This window comes from Catenovulum agarivorans DS-2 (assembly GCF_000568405.1).
GTDB classification, from domain to species: Bacteria; Pseudomonadota; Gammaproteobacteria; order Enterobacterales; family Alteromonadaceae; genus Catenovulum; species Catenovulum agarivorans_A.
Window position 1 is genome coordinate 1 of sequence record NZ_ARZY01000051.1, and the last position, 21,746, is coordinate 21,746.

Sequence of the window (21,746 nt, forward strand, 5' to 3'; positions counted from 1 at the left end):
TACAAAAGGTGTTCATCTCATCATCCTTGGAGCTCCGCTGAGCCATCCATGGCTCAGAGGGTTTGCTTTTTTCTTGCTGGTGCATCTCCGCTATTCTGTGTGTGGCGATGGTCATTCCATGCGGCATTGCCAACACCGCTTACAATGCATCTGCGCGGAAGCTGTAATTACCCGACTCTAAATCAGCGTTGTAATAGCCGGTAATTTGTAACTTATAAGTCGCTGATGCGGTTTTGATTAAATACACCCGTATCAAACCGCTGGAGACACACCACCAATAAAACGGTGGCGATGGTCATTCCATGCGGCATTGCCAACACCGCTTACAATGCATCTGCGCGGAAGCTGTAATTACCCGACTCTAAATCAGCGTTGTAATAGCCGGTAATTTGTAACTTATAAGTCGCTGATGCGGTTTTGATTAAATACACACCATATTGCGACCACAATTTATGACCACCTTGCAAGTTATATTGATACCAAACTTGATCATCAAAAGCTTTTACATGGTACTCATCAGGTTGGAAGTAGTAATAACGCAATGCAGCAGTATCAATTGCCGCGTAATTGTTACCAAAGTCTTGAATAGCAGTCGCATCGTCTGCAATGTGCATCTCATACCCAACTTGGTCGTTGTTGCCAGTACATGGCATGTACAAGTCCCAAGCATCTGTACTTGAAACCATTTGTTTTAAGTCAAAATCGACATACAAACCTGAGTAGCTGGCACAAGCTGCCACTGCATCTACAGTTAATGTGCTTTCAGCTTCAAAACTATCATCTGATGCGCCTTGGTTGGCCAAAGTAAAAGTGACACTGCTTAAACCACGAGCGTCAGTTTTAACAAAATCACTGACGCGGAATTTACTGAAAATACCGTCAGACTGCACAATAAAGTATTTGTCAGCCGACGCTGAAGCAACATGGTTTACTGGGTCATAATCGTAAAAACCATCCAAGATATTTTTAGTTTCATCTTGCTTAAACATATCGTCAGCAGGCACAGCATCAGCGGTCACTGAGGTGTAGTCTGCTAACTCAGTTTCAGCAGTTGCACTAACAAAACTATCAACAATGGCTTTGCCATCCGCATCAAAAAAATCTGCATTGTTGCCTGTGAAATACATACCAACTGTGTTATCAGCATGAGTATTTAAATAAACGCCTGTACGTTTAAATGCAATGTCCCACTCTTTATTTTCGGCAGCTTGTTCAGCGGTTAGAGTTAACTCTGTTTGTGTGTCTAAATCGAAATAAACAAATTTAGAATCTGCTGAAGTACCGGTTGAGTAAGGGCCAAAACTGCTAACCACAGGGGTATTGTCTTTGCCACTGGTTTCGCTACCGCTGTCGTTTGAATCACTGCTACCACAAGCAGTGGCTAATAAAGTAAGTACCGAAGCAACTAATAATTGATTATGTTTCATTGTTTGCATCTCTATAAAGTAATTTTTATTTAAAATTGATAGGTAAAGCCTGCGTATAAACGTCGGCTGCTAACTTCTCTAGCATCAAACTGCCCAGCAGCGACGGCTGCTTCGTCTGCATGCTCGTCAAAAATATTGTCTACTCCTGCGCGCCACGATAAATTTTCATTCCATCTTTGGGTGAAATTTAGGGTCCAACTGCTCCAATTGTTGTTGGACAATCCGGTAAAATTTTCGCGGCTATAAGCTTCGTCCGCTTGATAAAGCCAATAGAGCAAAATATCTAATTCGTATTTAGGCAATTGATATAAAAAGTTGCTTTTTACTTGATGACGAGGTCGGTCGGCCAAACGACCTGAGTCTAAGTAGCTGTAATTAAATTGATATTGCCAATTGGTTAAGCTGAGTTTGGCGCTAATATCAAAACCTTTCATCTTTGCGCGATCGATATTTTGATAGCTAGATATTTGATATTCGTAATTAACAGCTTGAGTTGCGGCTAAGTCGAATTCGGTTTTAATTAGGTTTTCAACCTTAGAAAAATGCAGGTAACTTTCTAATTCAAAGTCGGCTTGTTTATTCCAAATGGGTGTTTGCCAAGTCACTGTCACATTGGCTTGATTTGAAGTTTCAGGCTGCAAATTTTCATTGCCTAACACCATGTAACCCAAATGGCGATGATCAAAAGTATAGTGACGCTCTTTTAAATTAGGTACGCGATACCCTTCCCCAACACCAAAGCGCCAGTTTATTTTTTGCGCGCCCAAATTCTGTTTAAGCATGGCCGATAAACGCAAAGCTTTATGCCAGCCGAAATCAGTGTCGTATTGGGCACGAGCACCCGCAAGTAATTGGAAGTCACCCTGTATATAGTTTGCTTGGCTATATAATTCAGTTGCAGAGCGACTTTCGTCATCTATTTCAACTGTAGCGTTTTCATCTAATTTGTATTGGTCTAATCCATCAAAGTGTGCAACGCCACCATTCACCCATTCAATTTCAGCAGTATTCGATTTCAATGCAATGGTCGCAACATACTTGCCATCTATCTCATTAAGCTGAATTGTAGTTTTACGTTTGCTTTCTTCACCGCTGATTTCTTTATGTAGCATAGAGCGTGTATTGACATTCCAAGCTTGGTTATTTGCCCAAAACGCAGTATCGAGTTGATACTGTTCAACGTCCGAGCCATAACCAGTAACTACGGTTTCTTCACCAACAGATAGACGGCTTTTTTGTTTAAACTTATCTTCGGTAAAGTAACGCAACTTAGCTTGTGCATTAAAACGACTAAATTCGCGGGTTAATGACGCGTCAGCAAATATTTTATCAACGCTAGCAGCAGATTGTTTTTGGTCTTGCTTGTTGTAATCAAAACCTGGTTGGTCAATTAAATTAATATTGGTTCTAGCTATCCATTTACCAAATTGGCGTGAGATGTTTAAACGTGTTTGGTGTTCGTACTCATTGCCGTCAAGCGCATTATCGTGGTAGTTAGCCAATTCGTAGCTAATTTTTGTACTATTGCCAATCGCTTTGTTGGTGATGATATTAATTACCCCACCCATAGCTGAGCTACCATACAAAACAGAACCGGCACCACGCATGACTTCAATTCGCTCGATATCATTCACGCTAATTTGATCTAAATCGACCTCTGAGCCTGTTGGGGTTAATACCGGTTGGCTGTTAACCAATACCAACACTTGGTTGCCACCAAAACCTTGCATTTGAATGTTATAACCATCTTTCTGACTGCGGGTAACAACAACTCCAGCAACATAATTAAGCGCTTGAGCAACCGTGCCTTGGCTTACGCGTAATATTTCATCCGAGGAAATCACCTCTACTTTTACCGGTGAATTACTTAACAACTTTGCAGTACGAGTGCCTGTAACCACTATGTGTTCAGCAGCTTCGGTGGTTTGCACAGTATCAGCCAACACATAGGGGGTAATGCCCAGAGAGAATAGAGACAGAGCCGTTACAAGAGTAAACAGCTTAAATTTTTGTTTAACTAAATCCTTTTGACTCTGAAATCCTTTATACCTGTTTAAAGCGGACCACATAAAAACAACAATACAAATGAGAATGATTTGCATTTTATTGATCATTTAATAAATGTCAATATTTTAATTCATTGCCATTTGCATCGGTATAAACTTGCAACTATGTTTAATAAGTTAACCGCAATACAATATAGCTGAGGGCTTGATTAATGCAGATTGTGTTTCAACTTCGTAAGTTGTATTTGTTTTGTTTAGTAATCACTGTCTGTTTTTCAACACAAGCACAAGATTTAACGAGCAAGTCTTACCAACAACAGCAAAGCAAATTAACAGAAGCTTTTATTCAAGCCCAATCGATTAGCGATATTGACCAAAGCCTGACGCTGTTATTGCAGCAAATTCAACTGGCGATTTCAGTCAATGACTCAGCTAAAATTCAAGAGTATTTAATTCGAGTTCGGGCGCTTAAAAATAAAGTGTCAAACACTCAAACTGAGTTTGCTAGCTCATTAGCGCTATCACAAATTTATCGGCGTTTAGAGTTACTCGACCAAAGCTTAGTAGAAGCAGAGCTAGCCGAAGTGAAAGCAAGAGAAATGCGCGATGCTCAGCTAATTATGCAAGCCTTGAGAAATAAAGGCTATGTATACAAGGCTCAGAAACAAAACCAAGATGCGTTAAGGACATTTTTGTCGGCATTACGCTACCAATCAAATACAGATAAAATGAGCCAAGCAGGTTTAATGCGCAACATTGCTGATGCCTATTCTAAAATAAATGAGTTGGTCTCTAGTGCGCGTTATTACGAAAAAGCAACGGCCATATTGACAGAGTTTCCAGACAATAAACTATTGCCCCAAACCTTAATTATATTAAGCAAAACACAAAATAAAATGGGGGACTACGCCCAAGCACTCATCAATATAAATCAGGCATTAACAATAGCTCAAACTTACTTTCATCAAGAGCAAGAACTAGATGCATTGACCGTATTATCCATTTTGCATCGTAAATTAGGCAACTACGAAGATGCACTTAAATTCGGCTTACAAGCCCTAGCCATTTACGACAAGCTAAATGATCCTGACGGCATTGCCGCTGCCGCCAACTCCATTGGTTTAATTTGTATTCATTTAGACCAATATGACAATGCCCGCAGTTACTTTAATCAAGTATTGCAGTTAAATAAATCAGAGGTAAACCCCAAATACCGAGCTGCCGCCTACCGAGAGCTAGGCAAGCTAATTGTCGAAACAGATCCTAATAAAGGACTAAACTACGTCAAACAAGCTCACGCAATCTTTACCGAGCTGAACGATTTAAAAGGTGCAGGCACTGCGCTTAAAAACTTGGCCAACATATATATTCAATTAGGCGAAGTCGACCAAGCACAAACAACATTTGCTCAAGCAATTGACCTATTTACCTCTATTCAAGATGTTTGGAACCAGACCGACACGCAAATTCAACTAGCCTCTACGCAGATAAAAATGGCGCCTAATCAAGTTGCAAATTCAGCACTTTCAAGCCTACAAGCTGCACGAAAAATTGGCGCAAAGTCGCTCGAATTTGATGCATACAATGTTCTACAAGACGCAGAAGAAGCTTTAGGCAATTACCGCCAAGCACTGCAGTATGCAAAACAAAAAGAAATTTTGTCGCAACAGTTAAAAACTGAGTCGTTAAACAAAAAAATGGCTGAAATGAACATTGTATTGCAAGTAGAGAAAAAACAGCACGCTTTGATTCAAGCTGAGCATGACAAGTCTTTGCTTACTATGGAACTCAACAATAAAGAACACCAACTATCCCTACTTAAAAAAGACAAAGAAATTAGTGAGTTAACTATAAAATACCAGTTTATTATAAATTTACTGATTGGTGCTTGTACTATGGTTATTTTATTTTTTGTTGGTAGAAAGTTCCTCGCAGTTGGCAAAAACAAAGTTTAGGGCATAACGAATTAGATATAGGTTACTACTAGATGAAAAACATACGAATGCCGCTGGCAATATTGTTAACTGCCTTACTCAGCCTGACCTTTCAAAGTTTTGGCAACGATGTCATTGTTTCAACTAAACCGAAAGCTAATTTAGACTTAAGAGCACAGTACCCGCACGCCGTCCTGCGTAAATCGTTAGAAATGAGTATGAAAAAGTACGGTTTTTTTGAAATTAAATTAGTAGAACGAGAATTAGATAACTTTTCCAAAATGATGGAGGTACATGAAGGGAAACATATGAATTTGACCATGGCAATGACAACGCCAGATTGGGAGTACCTAAATATTCCAGTTAGAATTCCAATCCGCCGTGGTATGGCTAATTTCCGACTGTTGGCAACCAATGAAAAATACCTGGATAAATTTAGCCAAATAAAAACCCTTGAACAACTAAAAGAACTATCCGCAGGCGTTGTTTCAAAATGGGGTATTAATGAAATTCTAGCTAGTGCAGGCATACCTTTAGTCGAAACCAGTAACTATGATAGTTTGTTTAAAATGCTCAACAAAGGACGGTTTGACTATACCCCAAGAGGCATAAACGAGGCTTTTTATGAACTTAACGAGAGAAAAGACACGCTAACAAATATCGTTATCGAGCCAAATTTAGTGTTATACATGCTGCAGCCATATTATATCTTCGTTTCCCCCAAACATCCCAGAATAGCAGAGCGTATTGAGTATGGGCTGGAAAAAATGATAAAGCAGGGTATCTTAAAAAAGATGTTTGCACAGCACCACGCAGACAATCTAAAAGCAGCTAACATACACAACCGAACCGTGATAAAAATCCACAATAAGTTCTTAACCAAGAAAACGCCAATCAACCGCAAAGAGCTGTGGATGATCTATGACGAAGAGTAAACCGGAGTCGCATCAGTCATCCTTGTTGTTGAACATATTCGATAACCATCATTCGGTGATAAAACAAGCAATTTAATCAAGGTAGATAATAAAATGCACAGTAAACAAAATGCGCAACACAGGGTCGACCAAATCAATGCATTTAACTCAGAGTTAAATCAGCTAGAACAAGATGGTGTTTTACAACTTTCCACTACAGATAAATCCAACTTACACAACTATCACCAACAACTACTTAAATCTCTCAGCCAATCTTTTGATATCGACGCTTCCACTAGCCAAAAACAATTTAGTTTGGCGATGAAAATAGCCTCGTTTATCGGCGCGCTTGCCTTCAGTGCCAGTTTGTTTATGTTGTTTTATCAGTATTGGGGCAACCTAACCACGCTAGTGCAAACAAGTGTTTTAATCAGCAGCCCATTGATTGCTTTGGCATTAACTCAGCTCTGTTTAGTTAAAGAGCAGTCCGGCTATTTTGCCAAAATAGCCGGTTTAGTTTGTATAGCTGCATTTGTGCTTAATTTATCTATGCTCGGGCAAATTTATAATGTAGCCCCCTCACCTAATGCTTTTATTGTCTGGTCTGTTGTCAGTTTGGCACTGGCGTATATGACACACTCTAGGTTATTACAAACATTTGCCATTTTGTTTTTTGCATGCTTTCTATCGGCGAAAATGGGCACTTGGTCGGGCTTCTATTGGTTATCTTTTGGCGAGCGGCCGGAAAACTTTTTTCTGCCCGCATTGATTATTTTTGCCTTCGGGCACAAACAACAAAAAAGCTTTGAAGAGTTTACAGCTATCTATCGAATTTTCGGTGGATTGTTATTTTTATTACCTGTTTTAGTTTTAGCAAATTGGGCACGTGGCAGTTATTTAACTATCGACCCAGAGATAATCGAAGGTGGCTACCAGATTGTCGGCTTTGTTATATCCGCAGCATTAATTTATCACGGCATTCGCCAAAATTGGCGCGATTTAGTTAACCTTGGCAGCACATTTTTCACGCTATTTCTGTATACAAAAATGTTTGATTGGTGGTGGGACTGGATGCCGAAGTACCTGTTTTTCTTAGTTATCGCTTTAACTGCGCTGTTAATTTTAATGGTATTTAAACGCCTGCGCACAGGTGAAATAGGCTTATGGATAAACGCAACAAAAGGAGCTGAACATGCGTAAACATATACTTTTAGCAAGTGTCGCTTTTATAATACTTGTGGTCAATGCAGTTGTACTTGGCAAGGTTTGGTATAACCAAAGCAATCCGCTTTATTCTGTCGTTTTGACCGAGCGTGAGTTAACTCTTCCTTACTCTACCAATAAAGAAAATAGTGGTATTTCTTTATCGTTTGATGTAAAAATTCCACATGAAAAAAATAAATATACACCCACCTGGTTAACCACTGAGAAAATAGCTGCACTCGAGCTTTCCAACAACTCATCAAAAGAGCTTTACATAGCATTAGAACTGAATGGTGATACCCACCAACTTAAGCTGAGCGAGGCCGAATTGAAATATCAAAATACATTAGATGACCCTACCTCAACTGATTCTAAACGTAAAAATGCACTACGCATCAGAGATCACTTGAAATACAGCGCCTCTCGTTTATATGCCATAAATGCGGCAACCAATTTCAGTGAATTAGCAGATAAATATGCAAAACAAAGTAACGTATTTATAGCCAAAGGGGTTGTGCGCAGCTACCAAACTTACTCCGATAAATCTGAAGGCGAAAGTGACAAGATAGCAGCTAACCTAAACCGGCTGAGTGTCGATTCGATTTTTATTCCATACCCGCGAAATCAACAACTTAAAAATTTAAATTATCGCAATAGACATCGCTCAAAAGAAAAACCGAGATATAAAGTTGAACTGACTTATGGCGCTAATTTAGAACCTGTAGTCGGTAAAGTGAGTTTGCTCTGATAGAGTAACTAACAGCCTAAACCATTGAGCTTGAATCAAGCAATTGCGAAACAAGCCATTTCGCAATTGCTGAGCTTTACTCAGCTTGCAGCCAAGAATCGACCAAAACCTCATTTTTGTAATTTAAGCAAAGCTTGTGCGCGTTCGCGCTCTAGTTCTTGTTTTAGCTCTTGTTCGGTTGGTAAGTACGGTAGGTATTTAGCAGCAAATAGTTGTTTTTGTTCAGCTAACACTGAGTACTTAACTATCGCTTCACTCTTTTCGCTGCATAACACCAAGCCTATGGTAGGGTTGTCGTCTTCACCTTTGCGTTGTTCATCGTACAAACGTACATAAGTATCCATTTGGCCAATATCTTGGTGTTTAAGTTTGCCCAGTTTTAAGTCGACCAGCAAAACCTTTACCGAGCTCTAACAAAAACTGTTGTAGGTTGCTGATAATGGCTTGTTCTAACTCGCTTTCTTGGTAGGTTTTATCCTGCAAGTTTAAAAAGTCGAGTATATAAGGATCGCGTAGATAGTCTTTGGCCGTTTCTGCTAACGGCTGGGTATTTTCTTTTGCTTCTTGCTCCACCAAGCGTTTGTCTTGGCTGGCGAGTAAACGTTCGTAGTAAAGTGTGGACACTTGGCGCTCTAATGCGCGGGCACTCCAGTTTTGCGAGATAGCTTCGTTCGTGTACCAATCGCGTGCACTTGGATTTTCTAGGCGCATTAGAATACGGTGATGTGTCCAGCTCAATTCGGTACGCAGTGCGTTCCGAATTGGGTACGCTTGGTAAAATGCACGCATGTTACGTAAGTTACGAACATCAAAACCTTTACCCAATCTTGCGGTTAAAGTTTGTGATAATTGCTGTAGCTGCTGTTTACCATACGCAGCGCGGCTTTCGCCTTGTTGCTCGTCTTCAATTATTAACCGGCCTATTTGCCAATAACTTTGCACCATGGCGCTGTTCACACTTTGGCGTACTTGCGCGCGAGCTTGCTCAATATGCGAGGCTATGGCATCGGCTAACAAGTTTAGTTTGTCTTGGGTACTATCGGTTAATTTGCTCATTCTTTCGCCGCCAGCCCTTATATTTAATCCACATAGCAAAAAACTGTTTTGTTAATTTATATAAATTAGCTAAATAAGCAAGGATTGCAGAGAGTATTAAGTAATTGCTCAAACTCTGTATCTATTTTCTCACCTAGCTCTTTTGTTAACACCACATAGCCTACTGACTTTTCTGATACTTGTCTGCTTGCATAATATTCAGCGGTGAAAGCACAAAAATGAGGGATACGTGTTTGGTCTGTAATACTTTTTAGTAGTTCTATTAATTTTAAACAATTGCGCAGAACATGGATTAGCTCATCGTCACCCAATACCCCAACTAATATTTCGGAGAAAGTACGCTCTACTGGTCGAACACATAATTTATGCACTGAGAATTCGCCTAAAACTGGGTAACATTCTAAGATCAGCTGCAGCCTTTGCCATTGTTTGCTGAACTCAACAAAAACCTTTGCAGCCTTAACTTTACTTTCATCTAATATTCCAAGCTCAAGCTGACGCTGTAGTTTATTTGCCAACCTAGCTGATGATTTACACATAGCAACCGCTCCTATACCAATGTGATAGTAGAAGCTTAAATGGTGTAAGCGACATAAAGTGTCGCTTACGGAGATACTTTAGCTATGACAGCAACGACAACACCAAATTAGGCCGTTGACTATTTTGTGAAAGCAACGCCTGTGCTGACTGTTGCAGAATTTGATTTTTTGTCAGTTCAGAAGTTTCTGTAGCGTAGTCAGCATCTGAAATTCGCGATTTAGCCGCTGCTGCAGCCTCTTGCTGTTTATGCATGCTACGTAAGGACGATTGAATTGAGTTTATACTGGCACCATAAGTTGCTCTATGTTCTGCGACTTGCGCACTGGCAATATCAGTTTGCGCCAATGCTGCTTTTGCAGCTTCTATTGGGTCTAGTGCCAAATCACTTACTCCTAAGTCTTCCGTAGTCGCAGGTGTTTTAGGTATTTCAATAAATTGTTGAGCTTGTCCGGTTGCTGTTGTTGTGGTTATACGTAAATCCCCTTCTGCTGAATAGTCGCTTGGTTCGTCATATCCTGTCCAACTTGGGGTTATGCTAAACACACCACCACCCACAACAGAGATAATTAATGGAGTTTTAATTTCATCTATTTGCACTCGTTCGATCATTGATTCTCCGGCACTGACTGTGCCATTGTTTCCTTCAATTGGATCTGAGTTTAGGTAATCTTCATCACCAGTAAAGGAAATATTCATTCCTAAAACTTGCTGTGTTCCTTGTGTCATCAACAACGAGTCGTTATAGCTAGCATTTGCGTTGTAACCATTTGAGGTTAAAAATAAATCAGTCGATAAATTTCTGCCATTCCACACCGCATCTTGTGCATTATGTGGAGCGAAACCGTTATTGAATGGTGTACCAACTATATGTGCACCAGAAGGGGTAAAAATCTGAATATCATCGTCAGCTGTTGCTGAATTTATTGAAATATCAACCCCTTTTAACCCTGATGGTAAATAAGCAATCGAACGAACTCCTGAGAGTTGACCAGTCAAAGTAACACCGTTGGCATACGCATCAACAATAGATGTAACGTTCGCAACTTCTGGTGGCGTATCGGTCAATGGGTGACGTCCAAAAGCTTCAGTTTCGTAAGCTATATTATTAATTTCCGCCTTAAGTTGCTGAAACTCAGCATCTAGCGCTTTTCTATCTGCAGTACCTAAAGTGCCGTTTTGCGCTTGCACTGATAGTTGACGCATGCGCTTTAACATATCTCCAACTTCAGTTAAGGCTCCTTCAGCTATTTGGCTGTAGCTGATGCCGTCATTTAAGTTTCTCGCAACTTGTTTGCTAGAAATTTGCGAAGTTTCTAACCGAGTTGATATTTGTGAACCAGCAGCATCATCTGCCGCTGAATTAATTCTTAACCCCGATGATAATCGCTCAAAAGACTTGGATAAGTTTGTATTAAAAACATTGAGCTGGTTTTGAATATAAAGGTTTGATGCCTGATTGTGTACTGCAAGGCTCATAGATACCTTTCCCTGAAAATCAACAACATATATAACTTGTTACTTATCGGACTACTGTGACAATAACTTGAGTCATATTATCAGTCTTTTTGAATATAACCATTCAAACGACAAATTATGCAGCTTAATCACCCCACAATTTCGATATCAGCTGTTGCTACCTGCAGTACCATCAATCACACATCGACTTAATGAGTAAAAAAGCATTGTGAACTTAAGCTATTATGCGATTGGACCAACAAAACCTAATGCCCGAACTGACCACCAGACTGACAATGATAGAGCTGATATCATTTGCTAGAATTATTCACATAACAACCAGCGAAATTGATACGGTTTTAACACTGTTATTTGCGAATGAGCAAAATCCATAGCCTGCTGTTCAATCAAATCTAGCGGACGCTTTGCAACATCTTGGATAAATTGGTTATTAATAGCTTGTTCTCGCTCGGTGAAATTAACTAATACCAATAATGTTTGGCCATTTTCATGCTGACGTTTGAACGCAAAAACATGCTGATTATTCGTATAAATAATTTCGGTTGCAGCGTCGCCAAAAACAGCATGTTGTTTTCTAATTTGCACAAGCTGAGTTAAACCAGTAAACACTCTATTTTCAAGTGTGCCCGCTCGTTCTACTGCTTCAAACATCGCTTGCGTGATTTTTGGTCTATTTACCCAACGCGCGTCATGTTTTTTGTGCTCATCGTTTAAATAGCTGTAGTCATTCAATGCGGCTAATTCGTCTCCTTGATACAACAAAGGAATACCTCCAATGCTGAGCAATACACTATGCAACAACATTATGCGTTTAACCGCTTCATCAACCGCAGCAGGACTATTTTGTTGTAGAGCTTGCTCTAAACCAACTAAAGATGCGAGTGAACCACATACGCGACAGTCGCCAGTTTGTGGATTTTCTTGAAATGGTACGCCTGTGGCGAACGAGCCTGGGAATCGACCCGTATAAAATCGATTTAAAAATTGTCGATGATCATAACCGTTTATGCCTAAATGACCTGCATCACCATCATCAAAAGTCCAGCCTATATCATCGTGACATCTAGCATAATTTACCCAACTGCAATCAGAGCTGATTTTAAATCTATGTGATAGTGACTGAGTTAATAGCCGCGTTTTACGCGTAGCTAAACTATTCCACAACAACGCCATTAACAATGGATTATATGAAAGTTGGCATTCGTCTTTATCAATATATTGAGCCACTTCATCAGGATGAACTATCGCTTCTGACTTAAACAACACACTTGGAGCAGCAATTTTTAAACAGGTATTAAAAGCTTGAATAAGTAAATGTGCTTTTGGCTGACTTTCACAGCTAGTGCCCATTTGTTTCCAGATAAATGCCAGTGCGTCTAAGCGCAAAACATCACAACCTATGTTGGCTAAAAAGAGCATTTCACCAACAATGCCACGAAAAACGGATGGATTAGAATAATTTAGATCCCACTGAAAACTATTAAATGTGGTCCATACCCATTTTTGCGTATCTTCATTAAAGGTAAAGCTACCACGACGAACTTGTGGAAAAATTTCACGAATGCTTTGTTCGTATTGATTTGGCGTAGTTCTGTCATCAAACATGTAGTAATACTGCTGATAAGTTTCATCGCCTTGTTTGGCCGCCAACGCCCACTCATGATCGTCTGCCGTATGGTTAAAAACAAAATCTAACACTAAACTCATACCCGCCTTGTCTAACGCAGTCGCGAGTTTTTTCAACTGCTGCATTGTGCCCAAGTTGGGCGAAACTTGCCGATAATCAGACACAGCATAACCCCCGTCGTTATCTCCTTCAGGTGATTTATACAACGGCATTAAATGCAAATAAGTAATGCCTAACTTTTCAAAATATGGAATTCTTGTCTGCAAGTCTGCTAAATCTTCTGCAACTAAATCAACATAGCAAGCCATACCCAACATCTGCTCAGACTTAAACCAATGAGGATTGTCTAAACGCATTTTGTCTTTACGTTTTAACGCTGGGCTGCGCTGCTTGAACTGCTCAATCAGTAATTCAGCTAAAGCTTGTAAATGGTAATGCAAGTCATAGCGTTGCCCGTACACCTGTAGCATCTGGCTAAATAGTTCAGGGAAATACCTTTCTAATCTGTCCTTAAATAACTTTTGCTGCGTTTTTGCAATACCTTGTAAACTCACGTGCTCAAATATACGTGCTAAACATTGTTTGCTTTCTTGTTGATAGTTCATATAGATATTTCCCACTTATTTAAACCTATTCCCAACAAATGTAATCGATTGTAAATATAATTGCAACCGATTGCATTAAATTTAAACTTTTTGCAAAAACAACTTGCAATCGGTTGCATTCCAGATATACAATCGATTGCAAGTTGTTAAGATTTTGTCAATCTGAAGTGCGAATTGGCCATTAAGCAACTACAGTTAATCAACAAAGTTAGAGAGAATGCACATGAACCATTTTAACAAAACCCCTATAGCATTAGCGATCACAACCTTAAGCTTAGTTTCTACTGCGACAATGGCCGAAGAGCAAACTGGTGCAGAAGAAAAAGAATTCGAAACAATTTTAGTAACGGGTGTACCGCGAAGCGCAACCCAAATGAAAAGTAGCGTATCTTCAACAGTTATAGATTTACAAGATGTGGAAGTTGCTACCCCGCGTACCACCGCAGAAATTTTTAAAAGTATTCCGGGTATTCGGTCTGAATCAACGGGTGGTGAAGGTAATGCGAACATCGCAGTACGTGGTTTACCTGTTGCAGCGGGCGGTGCTAAATTTTTAGTATTGCAAGAAGACGGCTTACCAGTGATGCAATTTGGTGACATTGCGTTTGGTAACTCAGATATCTTTTTACGTGCCGACTCAACTGTTGGCGGCATAGAGGTTGTACGTGGAGGCTCTTCGTCTACTACAGTAAGTAATTCACCAGGTGGAGTGATTAACTTTGTAAGCAAAACAGGCGAAATTGAAGGTGGCAGTGTTGCGACAACTTTTGGCTTGGACTACAAAAATCTTCGTACTGATTTTGAATATGGTGGTGAATTAGGTAAAGATACCTACTTCCATATTGGTGGTTTTTTCCGAGAGGGTGAAGGTGCACGAAATGCAGGTTACACAGGTAACAAAGGTGGGCAAATAAAAGCCAACTTTACCAAAGAGTTCGACAATGGATATGTGCGATTGTATTTAAAACATTTAGACGACCGTAGCATTGGTTATTTACCTATGCCTATGTATTCAGACGGCAGCTCAATTGCTGGTTTTGATGCATTAACTGACACCCCACATTCAGCTTATTTTCAACAAACTTTGCGTTTAGGTTCAGACGGACAAATTAGTACTGGTGATATGCAAAATGGCATGCACCCAACAGTTAACAGCATTGGATTTGAAGTATCTTTAGATCTTGAAAACGATTGGACATTATTAAATAAATTCCGTCGTTCATCTATTTCAGGAGAATTTATCTCACCATTCCCAGCAGAAGTCGCAAATGCTTCAACCATAGCAGAAAGCATTGGTGGTGCCGGTGCCGAATTAGAATATGCAAACGGCCCCAGCAAAGGCCAAGCATTCACTGATGCAACCCAAAATGGTTTGGTCATGCGTATTCATACTTTTGATGTCGAAATGGACAATTTCAATAACTATGCCAACGACCTAAAATTATCTAAAGATTTTACAGATGTTTCGGTTACTTTTGGTATGTACAAAGCGAGCCAAGACATTGGTATGTCATGGTTATGGAACTCATACTTAATGGAAGTTAAAGGCGATAACGCAGCATTTTTAAATGTAGTGGGCGCAGATGGCACACAATATTCAGACAATGGTTTATATGCCTATGGTACTCCAGCATGGGGCAACTGTTGTCAACGCAATTACGATGCTAAATACGACATAACCGCACCTTACATTGCTATTGCCGGCGAAACTGACCGCTTTAACTGGGATATTAGTGTGCGCAGAGATATGGGTGATGCCTCAGGCACCTATTCAGGACCATCAGCAACAAGTACGGTAGATATGAATCGTGACGGTGTTATTAGCATGCCTGAACAAGCAGTTGTTTCAATTGACCTAGCTAATCCATCTATCATTAATTATGACTGGGCTTACACCAGTTTTTCTGCTGGCGTAAACTATTTATTAACTGACGATCTAGCACTATTCACGCGCTTAAGCCGCGGTGGTCGTGCCAACGCTGACAGATTGTTATTCGGCAAAGTAAATGACGATGGCTCTGTAGCTAAAGAAGATTCAATTGATATGGTTGACCAATGGGAATTGGGTGCTAAATACCGTGGTGACGGTTATGGTATTTTTGTGACTGGTTTTTTAGCTGAAACTGAAGAGCAAAACTACGAAGCCACCAGCCAAACCTTCTTTGACCGCGTGTATGAAGCAAAAGGTGTTGAGATTGAAGCAAATTACCGCGTTGGTGAGTTTGACTTGAAAGCAGGCGCAACTTGGACCGATGCCGAAATAGTCAAAGACCAAATGAACCCTGACGTGGTTGGCAATACCCCACGCCGCCAAGCTGATTTCATTTATCAAGCAACCGCTACTTATAGCTTTGAACAAGCAAAAGTTGGTTTAAATGTTTTAGGCACAACCGATTCGTATGCACAAGACAACAACGATCTTAAATTTGACGGCTACACTCAGTTTAATGTATTTGCAGACTATTTGGTTACTGACAACTTAACGGTGTCGCTAAATGTTAATAACTTAACGGATGAAGTTGGAATAACAGAAGCAGAAGAAGGTTCTATTCCAGCAAACAACATTATACGTGCCCGTTCAATTAACGGCCGCACCACGTCAATGACACTTAGATACACATTTTAGTGCTTGAGGGGGGAGCTTCGGCTCCCTGTTTTTTCTATAACCTTATTGTGCCTCGGAGCAAAGTATGACTCAAACCAATACACATAACCTAACGTTGATTCGCTGGTTAACTTATTTGATGTTTATGATGTTTGCCATGACATCGGATTCAGTAGGCGAAATTATTAAAGAAGTCAAAATTGAGTTCGACATTAACAATACTCAAGCAAGCTTAATGCACACTTTATTTATGGTAGGCATAGCTATATCGGGTTTGTTTTTGGGTTTTTTAGCTGACAAATTTGGTCGAAAACAAACAATCATTTTAGGTTTGGGCGGTTTTGCTCTGTCTTGTTATCTCTTTTTAATTGGCGATACTTTTCACTTTATTCTTGCGCTTATTACACTCTCAGGTTTATCTGTTGGAGTATTTAAAACTGCAGCCTTAGCCTTAATTGGTGATATTTCACGTTCAACTAAAGAGCACACTGGTACTATGAATGGCGCAGAGGCGTTTTTTGGTGTTGGTGCAATCATAGGGCCACTGATTGTGGCTTATTTAATCCACAATGGCGCGCCTTGGATCTGGTTATATGTGCTGGCGGGAATTTTATGTACTTTATTAATGCTACTTGCTTGGAAAGTAAACTACCCTGCTTACCAAAAGCCAGCGGCAACCAATAACAAATCTAGCTTTTCCAATAGCTTAAAATTACTCAAAGATCCCTATGCAATGGGCTTTTCGATTGCGGCATTTTTATATGTTGCGGCCGAAAGTGCAATTTATGTGTGGATGCCAACTTACCTGCTATGTGACGGTACAACTGACTACAGCTGCTATTCATCAGACAGCGCAAAAACCTTGGCAATATACTCTGTATCTATCTTCTTCGCTTTGCGCGCGTTAGGCCGTTTTGTTGGTATCTGGATGATGCAGCATTTTAATTGGTCAATGGTTTTGATGTTGTTTAGTTTTGTTATTGCCATTTGTTTTATCGCAGGGATAGTTGGTGGCAGAGAGATAGCACTTTTCACCTTCCCGCTGACTGGCATTTTTATGTCTGTGATATACCCTACGATTAATTCTAAAGGTATCAGCTGTTTTGCCAAACATGAACACGGTACAGTCGCTGGTTTTATCTTATTTTTTACCGCTTTGGGCGCGGCGGTTGGGCCACTTGTCATGGGCATAGTCAGTGACATGTATGGCGGCGATGCTCAGTATGGATTTATTGTTGCAACCATATTTACCAGTATTTTGTTTGTTGGCATGTTGTTAAATTACCTATTTAATCCAACTGAAAAACAATTAGCCAAAATAGAAAAATCTCAATATGGAGCAGCATAAAGTGCCTTCACAACAGAATGTCGCTGTATTTGGCGAAGCATTAATCGACTTAATTGAACAACCAGATGGCCAATTTCAACCTTATATTGGTGGTTCACCCTTTAATGTTGCGTTAGCAATGGCTAGGTTTGGTTTAGCTAGCCATTACCTTGCGCCAATTTCAACCGATGAAATGGGGCTGCGCATAAAAGCTTATGCAGAAAAAGAGCAGGTTATCTTGCCTACAAACATAAGCTCAAATCGCAATACTTCGTTGGCACTGGTTTACAAAGATGCCAATGGCCAACCAGACTACAGTTTGTATCGCAGTTTAGTTGCTGACTTAGACATTTCAGTAGAAAAACTAACAGCCAATTTGCCCAGCGATTTAAAAGTTTTCCACACTGGCTCACTGGCTTTACGACCAGAAATGGCAACAACCCTGACGGAAGTGTTTGGTTATTTAACCCATAAAAATATCAACATCAGCATAGATATTAATATGCGTAAATGCATTCCAGAAGAAGAATCCGCATATATAGCCAGCGTTAAACAACTTATGCTACATGCAACCTATTTGAAAGTGAGTGATGAAGATTTAGATGCACTTGGAGCAAATGGTGAATATTTAGCGTATTGCCAACAACTCCTGCACCAAGGCAACATAAAACTAATCGCCTTTACCCAAGGTGCTGACGGCGCAACTTTATTAACCGCTAATCAAAATTGTTTTTTACCCGCTATCACCCCTGCGCAACTCGCTGATACGGTAGGCGCTGGCGATACCTATTTTGCAGCCATGTTGGCCTACCTTGTTCGCAACCAATTAATCTCAGTTGATGCCGCCGACTTTACCCAAGCGCAATTAAGTAAAATTAATAGTTGTGCCGCAATAGCCGCATCAATCAATGTTTCTCGTCACGGCTGCAACCCACCAAACTTTGCCGAAGTAACCGAGTTTGCCCAGTGCCATAACATGCAGGTTTAAACATATTTCTTTCGCGCCTATGTCAATTGCGCTCCGCAGACATAGGCGCTTTTTTCTAATTGCGTTGAGTTGATTTACGTTCAATCAATTGTACATCGGCCAGAGTATTTTCTACTTGTTTACCATTTATCAATCCCACCAAACTATCCACCAACTTATAAGCACATTGGCTAATATCTTGGTTGACCGTTGATAGAGGCGGTGATGTGCGTTCAGTAAACGACAGGCCATCGTAACCAATAACCGCCACATCGTCAGGTACTTTTAAATTGTGCTCTTGTAAACATGAAATTGCACTCATGGCAATTAAATCACTACAGCAAACAATGCCGTCAACCTGAGGTTTTGCGTCTAAAAATTGATTAATGGCGTTTTTAGACTGTTCAGTGACAAATGGTACTGTGACATCTAGCTCTGGATTTACCGAGAGCTCAGCTTCTTTGAGAGCAGCACGATAGCCTTGATAACGCAACCCTGAATCAGCTGAAGATTTATCGCCAAAAAAGGCAATGTTTTTACAGCCCTTTTCAATTAAATGCTGGGTCGCTTGCTTACCACCTTGCTTATCATCTGTCGATACTAAGTAATATGCTTGCCCTTGAGTTGGCACGCCCCAAACCACCATAGGTAATTTGTCGTTCGCCAGAGCGTTTAACTGCTCATGACCTTGGCCTTGCCCGATTACAATCAACCCTAAAGATTGACGATAAATTCGGCTGTTGCGAAAGCTCGTAGCATCCGTTATGGGCTCGTGACTAACCAACATATCAAGCTCAGATTTAGCTAAGGCTTCCAGCAAACTGGCTATCATTTCCATAAAAAATGGATCAAACGATTGTTGGTTAACCAGAGGGTCTGTCATCATGACCACAGTAACCGTTTGCGATTGATTTAACCTAAAATTGCGCGCCGCTTCGTTAATGACATAATTATGCTCTTGAGCTAATTGTTTAATTTTATCTTTGGTTCGTTCGTTAACCAAAGGACTGTCATTTAACGCACGCGAGACAGTAGCACGCGAAACCCCCGCAAGATCAGCAATATGCTGCATATCAATTGAGCTCACATCAAACCTTTTCTAACAATTTTCTATGTCGCTAAGCATATAGCTAACGAGCCATGATTGCAATCGATTGCACACGGTGAGAGCAAAATTAGTTACATGTTGCGGTGTTCTGCAACCTGCATACAAACTTTTAACCAAAGCTCCCAACACATAACTGTCAACATAGCTTCATGTTTGTGTAATTTATAAGACCTATTCAGCGCTTAGCATGATTTTAGATATTCCACTACACCATAAAAATTAGCATGGAGTTACAATGAAAAATCTATTCAAGTTAAGCATACTGGCGACCGCTTGTACGACTTTGTTAGCAGGTTGTAATATCGAGATAAATACCAATGATGACGACGACAAGCATCAAGCACAAGCCATCGACATTACTATTTTGCATATGAACGATCATCACTCGCATGTAGCAGCGGATGATTTTGACTTTGATGTATCTTCTTTAAACTTGTCCGCCAAAACAGAAGGCGACGCTGCAATTGAAGAAGTAAACGTAACCTATGGTGGTTTCCCAATGTTGGTTAGTTTATTTAATCAAGAATCCTCCAACAACGACAATGTATTAAAACTGCATTCTGGCGATGCAATCACCGGTACTTTGTACTACAGCTTATACAAGGGTGAAGTAGATGCTGCGGTTATGAATCAAGTGTGCTTTGATGCATTTGCCTTGGGAAATCATGAATTTGATGATGGTGATGCTGGCTTAGCTAACTTTTTGGATGAGTTAAACTCAACAGGTTGTGTAACACCAGCCCTTGCAGCAAATCTTGTACCTGCGGCGGATTCAGCACTTAATAACGGTTATGTTCAGCCTTACACGATAGTAGAAAAACAAGGCGAGAAAATCGGTATTATCGGTATAGATATCGCAGGTAAAACGAAAAATTCGTCGCAACCAGATGACGGCACAATGTTTTTAGACGAAACCACTACCGCACAACAATATATAGATGAACTGACAGATATGGGCGTTAACAAAATAATTTTAATGACCCACTATCAATATGCAAACGACTTAACTTTGGTTGGCAACTTAACCGGCGTTGATGTGGTTGTGGGTGGCGATTCACATACGTTGCTAGGCGATTCAACGTTTAGCGATTTGGGTTTTAATCCTATTGCAGAATATCCAACTCGTGTCACCGATAAATCAGGCAATCAAGTATGTGTTGTTCAAGCTTGGGAGTACGCCCATGTAATGGGTAAGTTGAACGTGAGCTTCGATAAACATGGTAAAGTGCAATCATGTAACGGCGAGCCAATTATGCCAATAAGCGAACAGTACGTTTATGAATTTAGCGACAGCGAAGATCGCACGCTAACAGGCCAAGATATGGAGCTAGTCACCCAAGCTCTGACCAGCCATTCCGAAATTCAAGTAGTACAAGCGGATGCAACAACTAGCGCGTTAATTGCAAGTTATGACCAAAAAGTAGATGCCTTAAAACAAACGATTATAGGCTCTGTGTCAACAGATTTGTGTTTAGAGCGTTTCCCTGGGCAAGCTCGCTCAACTCTGTGTGATGCGTCAGCAACTTATGCTAACGGCAGCGATATCTCTAACCTTGTGGCCAAAGCTTTTATGATGGTAACCCCAACGGCTGATATTGGTATTCAAAACGGCGGCGGCGTACGAGTGGATGTAGCGGCAGGTGATTATACGATAGCAGATGCCTTCACCTTGTTACCTTTCTCAAATACCTTAGTGACATTAGATATGACTGGTCAGCAAATTGTTGATGTGTTAGAAGATGCATTATCAAATGCACTAGACAACAATGGCTCTACCGGCTCTTACCCTTATGCATCTGGTTTACGTTATAATGTAGATGCATCGGCCGCTAAAGGCAGTCGGGTGAGCAATGTTGAAGTAAACGCGCGCCTTGCTGGTGACTGGACGGCAATTGATACTTCAGCGACTTATACAGTGGTTACCAATGACTTCATTGCCAGTGGTCAAGATGGCTACACTACCTTTGGAGCCGTATTCAACGCTGGAGACTATGTTGATACCTATACAGAATATGCTCAAGGTTTTATCGACTATGTTGAAATGCTAACAGAGAACAATATGTCGTTAGACAAACTACCTGCAGAAGAATACTCAACGCAAAAATACATTGGTCGTGACGGCTGTGACCACAGCACAGCGACTGATTGTACTAGCTACTAAACTAGCTAGAGAATAACAGATAGTTATACCTACTCATGGCCA

14 protein-coding genes and 1 pseudogene are annotated in these 21,746 nt (G+C 40.4%); 8 read left to right on the plus strand and 7 right to left on the minus strand.

What is annotated here, in order from left to right:
* Positions 1-323: 323 nt before the first annotated feature.
* Both DS2_RS17970 and DS2_RS17975 read right to left on the minus strand, forming a co-directional pair.
* On the minus strand, positions 324-1,427 hold the full coding sequence (locus tag DS2_RS17970; RefSeq protein WP_035016372.1) for an HmuY family protein: 1,104 nt from the start codon (positions 1,425-1,427) through the stop codon (positions 324-326).
* Between the two features lie 29 nt (positions 1,428-1,456).
* Complete coding sequence (locus tag DS2_RS17975) at positions 1,457-3,529, minus strand: TonB-dependent receptor plug domain-containing protein (RefSeq protein WP_160168593.1); 2,073 nt, start codon at positions 3,527-3,529, stop codon at positions 1,457-1,459.
* A 116-nt stretch (positions 3,530-3,645) separates the two neighbouring features.
* On the opposite strand from DS2_RS17975, the gene DS2_RS17980 reads away from it, so the two are divergent.
* The 4 genes from DS2_RS17980 to DS2_RS17995 all read left to right on the plus strand — a co-directional run bounded on the left by DS2_RS17980 (position 3,646) and on the right by DS2_RS17995 (position 8,232).
* A complete protein-coding gene (locus tag DS2_RS17980) occupies positions 3,646-5,388 on the plus strand; it encodes a tetratricopeptide repeat protein (RefSeq protein WP_035016373.1) in 1,743 nt (580 codons plus the stop codon).
* 32 nt (positions 5,389-5,420) lie between these two features.
* The gene (locus DS2_RS17985; protein ID WP_035016374.1) at positions 5,421-6,302 is read left to right on the plus strand and encodes a transporter substrate-binding domain-containing protein; all 882 of its coding nucleotides are present in this window, start codon (positions 5,421-5,423) and stop codon (positions 6,300-6,302) included.
* Between the two features lie 93 nt (positions 6,303-6,395).
* On the plus strand, positions 6,396-7,481 hold the full coding sequence (locus tag DS2_RS17990; RefSeq protein WP_051479997.1) for a DUF2157 domain-containing protein: 1,086 nt from the start codon (positions 6,396-6,398) through the stop codon (positions 7,479-7,481).
* Positions 7,474-8,232 carry a DUF4824 family protein gene (locus tag DS2_RS17995; RefSeq protein ID WP_035016375.1) on the plus strand — a complete coding sequence of 253 codons (759 nt, stop codon included), beginning with the start codon at positions 7,474-7,476 and terminating at the stop codon, positions 8,230-8,232. The genes DS2_RS17990 and DS2_RS17995 overlap by 8 nt, the downstream gene beginning before the upstream one ends.
* Before the next feature lie 110 nt (positions 8,233-8,342).
* Here the strand turns inward: DS2_RS17995 and DS2_RS18000 are convergent.
* From DS2_RS18000 to DS2_RS18015, 4 genes and pseudogenes are all read right to left on the minus strand, one after another.
* Positions 8,343-9,288, minus strand: a pseudogene (locus DS2_RS18000) (PDDEXK nuclease domain-containing protein).
* Between the two features lie 65 nt (positions 9,289-9,353).
* Positions 9,354-9,827 carry a hypothetical protein gene (locus DS2_RS18005; protein ID WP_035016376.1) on the minus strand — a complete coding sequence of 158 codons (474 nt, stop codon included), beginning with the start codon at positions 9,825-9,827 and terminating at the stop codon, positions 9,354-9,356.
* Between the two features lie 82 nt (positions 9,828-9,909).
* Positions 9,910-11,304, minus strand: coding sequence for a flagellin (locus DS2_RS21010; protein WP_051479998.1), 1,395 nt, complete (start codon positions 11,302-11,304; stop codon positions 9,910-9,912).
* A gap of 303 nt (positions 11,305-11,607) precedes the next feature.
* Complete coding sequence (locus DS2_RS18015) at positions 11,608-13,536, minus strand: alpha-amylase family glycosyl hydrolase (protein WP_035016377.1); 1,929 nt, start codon at positions 13,534-13,536, stop codon at positions 11,608-11,610.
* A gap of 223 nt (positions 13,537-13,759) precedes the next feature.
* Between DS2_RS18015 and DS2_RS18020 the strand changes: the two genes are divergently transcribed.
* The 3 genes from DS2_RS18020 (at position 13,760) to DS2_RS18030 (ending at position 18,456) form a co-directional block, all read left to right on the plus strand.
* On the plus strand, positions 13,760-16,162 hold the full coding sequence (locus DS2_RS18020; protein ID WP_035016378.1) for a TonB-dependent receptor domain-containing protein: 2,403 nt from the start codon (positions 13,760-13,762) through the stop codon (positions 16,160-16,162).
* A 64-nt stretch (positions 16,163-16,226) separates the two neighbouring features.
* Positions 16,227-17,489, plus strand: a complete 1,263-nt coding sequence (locus DS2_RS18025; RefSeq protein WP_035016380.1) for an MFS transporter — start codon at positions 16,227-16,229, stop codon at positions 17,487-17,489.
* Positions 17,476-18,456, plus strand: a complete 981-nt coding sequence (locus tag DS2_RS18030) for a carbohydrate kinase family protein (protein ID WP_051479999.1) — start codon at positions 17,476-17,478, stop codon at positions 18,454-18,456. The genes DS2_RS18025 and DS2_RS18030 overlap by 14 nt, the downstream gene beginning before the upstream one ends.
* Positions 18,457-18,511: 55 nt before the next feature.
* Here the strand turns inward: DS2_RS18030 and DS2_RS18035 are convergent, their stop codons facing one another.
* The gene (locus tag DS2_RS18035) at positions 18,512-19,522 is read right to left on the minus strand and encodes a LacI family DNA-binding transcriptional regulator (protein WP_051480000.1); all 1,011 of its coding nucleotides are present in this window, start codon (positions 19,520-19,522) and stop codon (positions 18,512-18,514) included.
* Between the two features lie 256 nt (positions 19,523-19,778).
* Here DS2_RS18035 and nadN point away from each other — a divergent pair, with 256 nt between their 5' ends.
* On the plus strand, positions 19,779-21,704 hold the full coding sequence (gene nadN / locus DS2_RS18040) for an NAD nucleotidase (protein ID WP_035016382.1): 1,926 nt from the start codon (positions 19,779-19,781) through the stop codon (positions 21,702-21,704).
* Positions 21,705-21,746: the final 42 nt, after the last annotated feature.

What these genes read in the sequence shown, in the direction of transcription:
- DS2_RS17980 (WP_035016373.1), top strand. Translation starts at nt 3,646, where the DNA reads ATGCAGATTGTGTTTCAACTTCGTAAGTTGTATTTGTTTTGTTTAGTA.
- DS2_RS18005 (WP_035016376.1), bottom strand. Translation starts at nt 9,827, where the DNA reads ATGTGTAAATCATCAGCTAGGTTGGCAAATAAACTACAGCGTCAGCTT.
- DS2_RS18030 (WP_051479999.1), top strand. Translation starts at nt 17,476, where the DNA reads ATGGAGCAGCATAAAGTGCCTTCACAACAGAATGTCGCTGTATTTGGC.
- DS2_RS17975 (WP_160168593.1), bottom strand. Translation starts at nt 3,529, where the DNA reads ATGCAAATCATTCTCATTTGTATTGTTGTTTTTATGTGGTCCGCTTTA.
- DS2_RS17990 (WP_051479997.1), top strand. Translation starts at nt 6,396, where the DNA reads ATGCACAGTAAACAAAATGCGCAACACAGGGTCGACCAAATCAATGCA.
- DS2_RS17970 (WP_035016372.1), bottom strand. Translation starts at nt 1,427, where the DNA reads ATGAAACATAATCAATTATTAGTTGCTTCGGTACTTACTTTATTAGCC.
- DS2_RS17995 (WP_035016375.1), top strand. Translation starts at nt 7,474, where the DNA reads ATGCGTAAACATATACTTTTAGCAAGTGTCGCTTTTATAATACTTGTG.
- nadN (WP_035016382.1), top strand. Translation starts at nt 19,779, where the DNA reads ATGAAAAATCTATTCAAGTTAAGCATACTGGCGACCGCTTGTACGACT.
- DS2_RS21010 (WP_051479998.1), bottom strand. Translation starts at nt 11,304, where the DNA reads ATGAGCCTTGCAGTACACAATCAGGCATCAAACCTTTATATTCAAAAC.
- DS2_RS17985 (WP_035016374.1), top strand. Translation starts at nt 5,421, where the DNA reads ATGAAAAACATACGAATGCCGCTGGCAATATTGTTAACTGCCTTACTC.
- DS2_RS18025 (WP_035016380.1), top strand. Translation starts at nt 16,227, where the DNA reads ATGACTCAAACCAATACACATAACCTAACGTTGATTCGCTGGTTAACT.
- DS2_RS18015 (WP_035016377.1), bottom strand. Translation starts at nt 13,536, where the DNA reads ATGAACTATCAACAAGAAAGCAAACAATGTTTAGCACGTATATTTGAG.
- DS2_RS18020 (WP_035016378.1), top strand. Translation starts at nt 13,760, where the DNA reads ATGAACCATTTTAACAAAACCCCTATAGCATTAGCGATCACAACCTTA.